The organism is Polaromonas sp. (assembly GCF_049790275.1).
In the GTDB taxonomy this organism is placed as follows: Bacteria; Pseudomonadota; Gammaproteobacteria; order Burkholderiales; family Burkholderiaceae_C; genus Polaromonas.
The window spans coordinates 19,708-29,425 of sequence record NZ_JBAQYR010000017.1; the positions used below are offsets into that span (position 1 = coordinate 19,708).

Annotated in this window: 6 protein-coding genes and 1 pseudogene; 3 read left to right on the top strand and 4 right to left on the bottom strand. The window is 64.7% G+C overall.

Annotated elements, in window-relative coordinates; translation table 11 throughout:
- Positions 1 to 44: 44 nt before the first annotated feature.
- Positions 45 to 1,565, bottom strand: a complete 1,521-nt coding sequence (gene exaC, locus WA904_RS02605; RefSeq protein WP_425195569.1) for an acetaldehyde dehydrogenase ExaC — start codon at positions 1,563 to 1,565, stop codon at positions 45 to 47.
- Between the two features lie 278 nt (positions 1,566 to 1,843).
- On the opposite strand from exaC, the gene WA904_RS02610 reads away from it, so the two are divergent.
- Positions 1,844 to 3,760 carry a sigma-54-dependent Fis family transcriptional regulator gene (locus tag WA904_RS02610; RefSeq protein WP_425195570.1) on the top strand — a complete coding sequence of 639 codons (1,917 nt, stop codon included), beginning with the start codon at positions 1,844 to 1,846 and terminating at the stop codon, positions 3,758 to 3,760.
- 48 nt (positions 3,761 to 3,808) lie between these two features.
- On the opposite strand, the gene uvrA is transcribed toward WA904_RS02610, so the two are convergent.
- The 3 genes from uvrA to WA904_RS02625 form a co-directional block, all read right to left on the bottom strand.
- The gene (gene uvrA, locus WA904_RS02615; RefSeq protein WP_425195574.1) at positions 3,809 to 6,781 is read right to left on the bottom strand and encodes an excinuclease ABC subunit UvrA; all 2,973 of its coding nucleotides are present in this window, start codon (positions 6,779 to 6,781) and stop codon (positions 3,809 to 3,811) included.
- A gap of 150 nt (positions 6,782 to 6,931) precedes the next feature.
- Entirely contained in the window at positions 6,932 to 7,921 is a 990-nt protein-coding gene (locus WA904_RS02620) for a cupin domain-containing protein (protein ID WP_425195571.1), read from the bottom strand.
- Positions 7,921 to 8,454: an OsmC family protein gene (locus WA904_RS02625; protein WP_425195572.1), complete on the bottom strand. Its 534-nt coding sequence runs from the start codon at positions 8,452 to 8,454 to the stop codon at positions 7,921 to 7,923. The genes WA904_RS02620 and WA904_RS02625 overlap by 1 nt, the downstream gene beginning before the upstream one ends.
- 233 nt (positions 8,455 to 8,687) lie before the next feature.
- Between WA904_RS02625 and WA904_RS02630 the strand changes: the two genes are divergently transcribed.
- Both WA904_RS02630 and WA904_RS02635 read left to right on the top strand, forming a co-directional pair.
- The gene (locus WA904_RS02630; RefSeq protein ID WP_425195573.1) at positions 8,688 to 9,500 is read left to right on the top strand and encodes a class I SAM-dependent methyltransferase; all 813 of its coding nucleotides are present in this window, start codon (positions 8,688 to 8,690) and stop codon (positions 9,498 to 9,500) included.
- A 2-nt stretch (positions 9,501 to 9,502) separates the two neighbouring features.
- Positions 9,503 to 9,718: pseudogene (locus WA904_RS02635) on the top strand (methyltransferase type 11); the annotation flags it as partial.

Below are 9,718 nucleotides of genomic sequence, written 5' to 3' on the forward strand. Positions count from 1 at the left end.
GTACCGGGCCGCAGCGTGTGGCAGCCACTGGCTCTTGCGCGGAATCAGAAGAAACCGAGCTTGCTCTCGCTGTAGCTGACCAGGAGATTCTTGGTCTGCTGGTAGTGGTCAAGCATGACCTTGTGGGTCTCGCGGCCGATGCCCGATTCCTTGTAGCCGCCGAAGGAGGCGTGTGCCGGGTAGGCGTGGTAGCAATTGGTCCAGACGCGGCCGGCCTTGATGGCGCGGCCCATGCGGTAGGCGACGTTGCCGTCGCGGCTCCAGACACCGGCGCCCAGTCCATACAGCGTGTCATTGGCAATGGCCAGCGCATCGGCTTCGTCCTTGAAGGTGGTCACAGCCAGCACCGGTCCGAAGATTTCCTCCTGGAAGATGCGCATTTTGTTGTGGCCCTTGAACAGCGTGGGCTGCACGTAGTAGCCGCTTTCCAGGTCGCCACCCAGGTGCGCCTGCTTGCCGCCGATCAACAACTGCGCGCCTTCCTGCGTGCCCACATCCATGTAGGACATGATTTTGCTCATCTGTTCTTTGGAAGCCTGCGCGCCCATCATGGTGTCAGTGTCCAGCGGATTGCCCTGCGTGATGGCTGCCACGCGTTTGAGCACGCGCGTCATGAATTTGTCGTAGATGGATTCATGAATCAGCGCACGCGAGGGGCAGGTGCACACCTCGCCCTGGTTGAAGGCAAAAAGCACCATGCCTTCGATGGCCTTGTCCAGGAAGCCGTCGTCCTTGTCCATGACATCGGCGAAAAAGATGTTGGGCGACTTGCCGCCCAGCTCCAGCGTGGCGGGAATCAGGTTGCCGGCAGCGGCCTGTGCAATCAGGCGGCCGGTAGCGGTGGAGCCCGTGAACGCGATTTTGGCAATGCGTTTGCTGTTGGCCAGCGGCATGCCGGCTTCACGGCCGTAGCCGTTGACAATATTGAGCACACCGGGCGGCAGCAGGTCGGCAATCAGCTCGGCCATGATCAGGATGCTGATGGGTGTCGATTCAGCCGGCTTGAGCACGACGCAGTTGCCGGCGCCAATGGCGGGGGCCAGTTTCCACGCGGCCATCAGGATCGGGAAGTTCCAGGGAATGATCTGGCCGACCACACCCAATGGCTCATGGAAGTGGTAGGCCACCGTGTCGCCGTCGATATCGGAAAGGGCGCCTTCCTGCGCACGCACGCAGCCGGCAAAGTAGCGGAAGTGGTCGACGGTGAGCGGGATGTCGGCGTTCAGTGTTTCGCGGATCGGTTTGCCGTTGTCCACCGTCTCTGCGTAGGCCAGCAGTTCCAGGTTGGCTTCCAGGCGGTCGGCAATTTTCAGCAGGATGTTCGAACGTTCGGTGGGTGAGGTTTTACCCCATGCGTCTGCCGCGGCGTGGGCGGCGTCAAGGGCCAGTTCGACATCTTTGGCGCCGGAGCGTGCCGCCTGGGTGTAGGGCTTGCCGGTGATCGGTGTGATGACGTCAAAGTAGGCGCCTTCGACTGGAGCAACGAATTTGCCGCCGATGAAATTGTCGTAGCGGGTCTTATAGGCAATTTTGGCGCCTGCGGCGCCTGGGGCTGGGTAAAGCATCTTGTCTCCTGATTTCGGGGTTGTTTGCGATTGATCAAAGCGGCCCTGAGTGGGCCCGGACTTCATCTCAAGTCCCGTGCCAGTCCCGTGTAAAGCGCCAGAGCATTGATTCAAAACGGTTTTTGATAATCGGGGCTATATGCATCCCGGTCCGTGCAACGTCCCACCTTGCGACACCTGTACCAAAACGGTACAGGTGGGCCGGCCGCGGCCATTGCGCAGGACGGTCATCTCGCTACACTTGATCGGGAACGGATACCACTCCGTCAGGAGACAACGTGCGAACACTATCGCCCGCATTGGCATTGCGCCAGGCGCGCCTGCATCTGCTGGAATACGGCGACTGCCCATCCGGCAACATCGACGAGCGCCTTGCCCGTTCCTGGCGGCGGAGCCTGGAAGCGGGCTTGTCGCCGACAGACCGGGTGGCCGATACCGAACATGCGAGCGCGGGCCATCTGAGCCATGCCCTGGCTTGCAGCCACGAACTGCTCGCCCACTCCCGGCCGGTGATGGAGTACCTTTTCGAACAGGTGCGGCACAGCCAGAGCATGGTGGTGCTGGCGGACCCGCGGGGCATGCTGATCAACACGCTGGGTGATACCGGTTTTCTCGACAAGGCCGCGCGCGCCGCGCTGACCTCCGGCGCCTCATGGCACGAGCAGCACCGCGGCACCAATGCCATCGGCACGGCGCTGGCCGAAGCCAGCGGTGTGGAGGTTCACGGCAGCGAGCACTTCCTGGAACGCAACGGTTTCCTCACCTGTGCCGCCGCGCCCATCATGTCGGCCAGCGGCGAGTTGATGGGTATTCTCGATCTGTCCGGAGACCAGCGCAGCCGGCATCCCTATACCTTGGGCCTGGTCAGCACGGCGGCATGCATGATCGAAAACCGCCTGGTTATCTCTGCCTGCCGGCGCCATATCCGCCTGCATCTTCACGCGCAACTGGAAGGCATAGGCACCGTGGCTGAAGGCATCATCGCCCTCTCGGAGGACGGCTGGATTGTCGGCGCCAACCGCAAGGGGCTGGACCTGCTGCATCTTCGCTGGCCCGACCTGGGCGCCACGCCGCTGGTCCGGGCAATGGATGTGCGTCTCGATGAACTGTTATCCCGCCACACACGCCGTCCCGGCCAGCCGGCGCAGGTACGCCTGCACGATGGCCGCATGCTTTTTGCGCAGGTGTATGCGGAGCAACCGGCATTGGCTGCCGGCCCGGTGTCGGGTACCAGCAAGGCCATCGCCACGCAGCCGGATGCGCTGGCCCGCCTCGACACCGGCGATCTGCGCTGGCAGGCTGCGGCCCAGAAAGCCCGGCGCGTGGCCGGCAAACCCATTCCCTTGCTGATCCAGGGCGAGTCCGGCGTGGGCAAGGAGTTTTTTGCACGCGCCGTGCACGACAGCGGTCCCCGGCGCGACGGTCCTTTTGTGGCCATTAACTGTGCCGCGGTGCCGGAAAACCTCATCGAGGCCGAATTGTTCGGTTATGCGCCAGGCGCGTTTACCGGTGCGCGCCGCGAGGGCAGTGTGGGCCGCCTGCGTGAAGCACACGGCGGAACGCTTTTTCTGGATGAAGTTGGCGACATGCCGCAGGGCATGCAAAGCCGCCTGTTGCGCGTGTTGCAGGAGCGGCAGGTCACACCACTAGGCGGCGGCCGGCCGGTCGAAATCGATTTCGCCCTGATCTGCGCCACTCACCGCAATCTGCGCGAAGAAGCCGACCAGGGCCGCTTTCGCAGCGATCTTTACTACCGCATCAACGGACTGGCTGTACAGCTGCCGCCCTTGCGCGAGCGCAGCGATGTTGGTGTGTTGACCGAGCGCCTGCTGGTCAGTTTCAACCCCGAAGGCGACATCCGTCTCGCGCCTGATCTGATGGCGCAATTGAGCCGGCATGCCTGGCCCGGCAACCTGCGCCAATATGCCAGCGTGCTGCGCACCGCCAGTGCCATGTTGGACCCGCACGAGGAATATATCGACTGGCAGCATTTGCCGGACGACATGCGCGAAGAACTTCGCGCTTTGGCGCAGCCGGCGATGCTTCCGGCCGCAGGCGGCCTATCGCACAACCTTGAAGAGTTGTCCCGCCTGGCCATCCGCCAGGCGATGGAAAGCAGCTGTGGAAACATCTCGCAAGCCGCCCGGCGCCTCGGGATCAGCCGGCAAACGCTTTACCGCAAGCTCAACGCCTGAGTCCGGGCAAAGGGTTTTGTTGCGTGGGCGGCGAAGCACGCCGCCGGTTCACAGCAGCCGTTTCAGATAGCGCCCAGTGTGGCTGTCCGGGTTGGCCGCGAGGTCTTCCGGCGTGCCCACGCCCACCACCATGCCGCCGCCGGCGCCGCCTTCCGGGCCCATGTCAATCAGCCAGTCGGCGGTCTTGATCACGTCGAGGTTGTGTTCGATCACGACAATCGTGTTGCCCGCATCGCGCAGCTGGTGCAGCACCTTGAGCAGCAAATCGATGTCGGCAAAATGCAGGCCGGTGGTCGGCTCGTCCAGGATGTACAGCGTGCGGCCGGTGTCGCGTTTGGAAAGTTCCAACGCCAGCTTGACGCGCTGCGCTTCGCCGCCCGACAACGTGGTCGCGGCCTGGCCCAGCTTGATGTAGGAAAGGCCGACGTCAAGCAGCGTGTGCAGCTTGCGCGCTATCACCGGCACCGCCTTGAAGAACTCGGCGGCGTCTTCCACCGTGAGGTCCAGCACCTGGGCGATGTTCTTGCCCTTGTACTGCACTTCCAGCGTCTCGCGGTTGTAGCGCATGCCCTTGCAGACGTCGCAAGGCACGTACACGTCGGGCAGAAAGTGCATCTCGACCTTGACCACGCCGTCGCCCTGGCAGGCCTCGCAGCGGCCGCCGGCCACGTTGAAGCTGAACCGCCCGGGACCGTAGCCGCGCTCGCGCGCCGTGTTCATCTCGGCCATCAGTTCGCGGATCGGCGTGAACAGACCTGTGTAGGTGGCCGGGTTGCTGCGGGGCGTGCGGCCGATGGGCGACTGGTCGACATTGATGACCTTGTCGAAATGCTCGATCCCTTCAATGCTTTCGTGAGGGGCCGGCTCTTCATGCGCGCGGTACAGGGTGCGCGCAACGGCGGCGTACAGCGTGTCGTTGACCAGCGTCGATTTGCCCGAACCCGAAACGCCTGTGACGCAGGTGAGCAGGCCCACCGGAAAATCAACGCTGACGCCCCGAAGGTTGTGGCCGGTGGCGTTGACAACCCGGATGGCCTGCATGTCGCCCTGCGTACGCAGGTGTTCGGCCTCGCGTGCGGCGCGTTTGATGCCGGCCGCGCTGGGTGCAAACTTTGACGGCTTTTTTGGGTCGCGGTAAGGCGCCTTGACGACTGTCGGCAGCCAGGGCGTGCGGCGCTTGGGCACGGCGATGGCGAGGGTTCCTGCCAGGTACTTGCCGGTCAGTGAATCCGGGTTGGCCAGCACGTCGTCGTAGCTGCCCTGCGCCATCACGCGGCCACCGTGGATGCCGGCGCCCGGCCCCATGTCGATGACGTGGTCGGCCGCGCGGATCATGTCTTCGTCATGTTCGACCACCAGCACGCTGTTGCCGATGTCGCGCAAATGCTTGAGCGTGCCGATCAGGCGATCGTTGTCACGCTGGTGCAGGCCGATGCTGGGCTCGTCCAGCACATACATCACGCCGGTCAGGCCCGAGCCAATCTGCGAGGCCAGCCGGATGCGCTGCGACTCGCCGCCCGAAAGCGTCTCTGCGCTGCGGTCCAGGCTCAGGTAGTTCAGCCCCACATCGTTCAGAAACTTCAGGCGCAGGCCGATCTCGCGCACCACCTTGCCGGCAATTTCGGCCTTTGAGCCTTCCATGGCCAACGCGTTGAAGTAGTCAAAAGATTCGCGCAGGGTCACGCTGCTGATCTCATAGATCGCCTTGCGCCCGCCGGGTGTGCCGTCGGCCTGCGGTGCGCTGACCAGGTAGACATGGCGCGCTTCCTTGCGCAGGCGTGTGCCTTCGCAGTCGGGGCAGGGCTGCAGGCTGCGGTAGCGCGCCAGCTCTTCACGCACGGCGGCCGAGTCGGTCTCGCGGTAGCGCCGTTCGAAGTTGGTGATCACGCCTTCGAAAGGATGCTTCTTGTTGATTTTCTTGCCGGCGAAGTTGCCGGAGTCCATCACATAGCTGAACTTGATTTCTTCTTCGCCCGAGCCATGCAGCACGACCTGCTGCACTTCGGCGGGCAGGTTTTCAAAGGCCGTGTCGAGGTCGAACTTGTAGTGTTTGGCCAGGCTTTCCAGCATGGAGAAGTAGTAGCCATTGCGCCTGTCCCAGCCCTTGACGGCGCCGCTGGCCAGGCCGAGTGAGGGAAAGGCAACGACGCGCGCCGGGTCAAAAAACTCCATGTGGCCCAGGCCGTCGCAGGTCGGGCAGGCGCCCACCGGCGAGTTGAAGGAAAACAGGCGCGGCTCCATCTCGCTGAGCGAGTAGCTGCAGACCGGGCAGGAAAACTTCGCGCTGAACAGGTGTTCCTTGCCCGAATCCATTTCCATCGCCAGCGCCTTGCCATCGGCCAGGCGCAGCGCGGCTTCAAAACTTTCTGCCAGGCGTTGCTGCATGTCGGGCCGCACCTTGAGACGGTCAATCACCACGTCGATGTTGTGTTTCTCGGCCTTCTTGAGCTTGGGCAGATCGTCGAACTCGTAGGCCGTGCCGTCGACGCGGAAGCGCACATACCCATGGGCCTGCATTTCCCCGAACACGTCGAGAAATTCGCCCTTGCGTTCGCGCGCGACGGGCGCCAGGATCATGAGTTTGGTCTCTTCCGGCAGAGCCAGCACGGCATCGACCATCTCGCTGACACTTTGCGCCTGCAGCGGCAGGTCATGTTCGGGGCAGTAGGGCGTGCCGGCACGGGCAAACAGCAGGCGCAGGTAGTCGTGGATTTCGGTGACGGTGCCCACGGTGGAGCGCGGGTTGTGCGAGGTCGCCTTCTGCTCAATGGAAATCGCCGGCGACAGGCCTTCGATCATGTCCACGTCGGGCTTGTCCATGAGCTGAAGGAACTGCCGTGCGTAAGTGCTCAGGCTTTCCACGTAGCGGCGCTGGCCCTCGGCATACAGCGTGTCAAAAGCCAGGCTGGATTTGCCCGAACCGCTCAGCCCGGTGATCACCACCAGCTGGTTGCGCGGGATGTCGAGGTCGATGTTCTTGAGGTTGTGCGTGCGCGCGCCGCGGATGCTGATGCGCTGCATGGCCAGACTTTGTGCCAGGTAGCGGCCCGGATCGGGTTCTGCCACCTGCTTGCCGTCTGCAGCCGCGGGGGCGAGGTATTTGCCGTCTGTGGAGGAGTTCACTGTGTTGGGGCGCCGCAAAACCCTCCATCATAGACGTGTAGCGGTTTTTTAGCTCTCCGGGCTCCGGGGTGCGGAATGGCGGGCCAGCCGGTCCCGGCGCCAGGCGGCCGGCGGCGCCCCGAACTCGCGCCGGAAAGCCCGGCTGAAGGCGGTATCGGTCTGGTAGCCCACCTCTTCGGCGATGCGGGCTAGCGGCGCATTGCTGCGGCAAAGCAGGTTGGAAGCCAGTACCATGCGCCACTGCGTCAGGTACTGGATCGGCGAGCTGCCCACCAGCTGCTGAAAGCGCTCGGCCAGCACGGAACGGGAGGTGCCTGCGGTACGGGCCAGTTCTTCCAGCGTCCAGGCCTGCGCGGGATTCTGGTGCAAGGCGTTCAGCGCGGCGCCCACCACCCGGTCGCCCACACCGGCCAGCCAGCCGGTGCGGCCCTCTCCCTGGCTATTCATGTAAAGGCGCAGGACCTCGATGAACAGCACTTCGGCGAGCTTGGCCAGCACGCCGGCACCGCCGGGCCGCGGGGAACGGGCCTCGGCCAGCGCGTAACGAACCGATGCTTCCAGCCAGATGCCGGCATTCGATCCGCGCACATTGACTTTCACCACCGGGGGCAATCCCGCCAGCAGCATGCCGGCCAGGCGGGCGTCGCAGGCCAGGTAGCCGCACACCAGGCGCGTGGCCGGACCGCCGCCGCCATAGGCCAGCTGGCGCGGCCGGCGCGAGAGCACCACATCCAGGCGCGCGCCGCCAGAGGCGGGGGACAGGCCCGGCTGGGAATTCATGCGGTGCGCATCGCCCTGCGGAAAAATAATGCAATCACCGGCGCTCAGGCGCATTGGCGGCTCATCGCCGAGCTCGACATAACACTCGCCCTCGGTGATCAGGTGAAAAATCACCACGCGTTCGGCGTCGGGCTCCAGGAATGGCGCTGCCGTGCTGGCACTGGGCGATTGGTAACACCAGGGGGCCGTGAAGCGGGCGTTGATGAAAATGGCACCGACCAGCCGGACAACACGCAATGTTTCCGACAAGGCGTCCATCAGGCGCCGTCGATCTCGACACGCAGTGTCATGGGTACGGCGGTACGCAGCGCCGCGGACATGGGCGCGTTTGCATGGCCGCGCTCGACCAGCGCACGCAGGCGTTCGGGCGATACACCCGGTGCGGAAATGCGCACCTGGATGTCCATGCCCAGCGGTCCGCCATACACCGCTTCACCTTGGGCATCCGGCATGCCCAGCATGCCGCGGGCGTCGGACCGGCTGAAGGTCTTCACCTCCAGCGACGCCAGGGTGACACCCTCCCGGGCGGCGGTCATGGCAATGCAGGTGGCGGCGCAGGAAGCAACCCCCGCCCGAACCAGCCAGCCCGGCGAGACCTGATCGCCTGTGCCGCCCAGTTCCTCGGGCATGTCGGTCTGGACCTGCTTGCCATTGGCGTGGGTTGCCACTGCGCGCAGGCCGCCTTCCCACCGCACGATACCCGGCGGATCTTCGTGAAGCCCGGTTTCGGGACGGCGCTGAAACACCGACTCCACCCGCTGCAACGCCGTCGCAATATCCCGTGCCGCCATGTGTTCTCCCACCAGGAAATGATGCGCTGGATTCTAGGCTTCACCCTGCGATATGCACAGCGCAGCAGCAGCCTGCGGATGATTTGGCAGTGATTCCGGACGATGGGTCAGCCGGCGCGGATGCCGTGCACAAATTCCGGACGCCTGGGCAAGCCAGGGCGACGTTCAGGCAGGACACGGCCCCTGTCTGCGCACGACACTCCCCGCTGCTTACTACACATCAGGAACCCAACATGAATGCACCGACCGACCTCAACGCCCTGAAAGCCCGCCAGCAGACCGCCTGGGCCAGCGGGGACTACGCCGTCATTGGCACCACCCTGCAACTCGTCGGCGAGCAGCTCGCCGAAGGCTGCGACCTGCGCTGGGACGAAAACGTGCTGGATGTCGCTGCCGGCAACGGCAATGCGACGCTGGCCGCGGCGCGACGCGGCTGCAAGGTGACATCCACCGACTATGTTGCCACCTTGCTGGAACGTGGGGCCGAACGCGCGCGCGCCGAAGGCCTTGAGGTCCAGTTCCAGACGGCTGACGCAGAAGCCCTGCCTTTCGCCGACGCCAGCTTTGACGCGGTGCTGTCGACTTTCGGCGTGATGTTCGCGCCCGACCAAGGCAAGGCAGCGACCGAGCTGGCGCGGGTATGCCGGCCCGGCGGGCGCATCGGCATGGCCAACTGGACCCCGGAAGGTTTCATCGGTCAGCTGTTCAAGACGCTCGGGCGCCATTTGCCGCCCCCGGCGGGCGTGCAGTCGCCTTCGCTCTGGGGGATGGAAACACATCTGCGCTCCATTTTCGGCACCGCTGCCGTCGGGATATCCGTGACGCCCCGGCATTTCAACTTCCGCTACCGCTCGGCAGCCCACTTCATCGAAATCTTCCGCACCTGGTACGGGCCGGTGCACAAAGCCTTTGCCGCCTTGCCCGAAGACAAGGCCAGGGCACTGGAAGCCGACATGACGGGGCTGCTCAACGGGCTGAACCGGGCCGGGTCGGGTTCGCTGGTGGTTCCCAGCGAATACGTCGAAGTGGTCATCACGCGGCGCTGAACATGGAGCCCCGGCTGCAGCGGCGCGTCCAGCGGTACGGCTGGGACCTGGCGGCAAGCGACTACGAGGCGCTCTGGCAGGCCCAGCTGGCGCCGGCCCAGGACGGGCTGCTGGCATCGGTGTCGCCGGCGCCGGGCGAACGGGTGCTGGACGTGGCTTGCGGCACCGGCCTCGTGAGCCTGCAGGCCGCTCGCGCCGTGGGCGCGCAGGGCCGGGTC

Bases quoted from the DNA above. Each gene is read 5' to 3' on its own strand.
- exaC (WP_425195569.1), bottom strand. From the start codon at position 1,565: ATGCTTTACCCAGCCCCAGGCGCCGCAGGCGCCAAAATTGCCTATAAG.
- uvrA (WP_425195574.1), bottom strand. From the start codon at position 6,781: ATGCAGCGCATCAGCATCCGCGGCGCGCGCACGCACAACCTCAAGAAC.
- WA904_RS02620 (WP_425195571.1), bottom strand. From the start codon at position 7,921: ATGGACGCCTTGTCGGAAACATTGCGTGTTGTCCGGCTGGTCGGTGCC.
- WA904_RS02625 (WP_425195572.1), bottom strand. From the start codon at position 8,454: ATGGCGGCACGGGATATTGCGACGGCGTTGCAGCGGGTGGAGTCGGTG.
- WA904_RS02630 (WP_425195573.1), top strand. From the start codon at position 8,688: ATGAATGCACCGACCGACCTCAACGCCCTGAAAGCCCGCCAGCAGACC.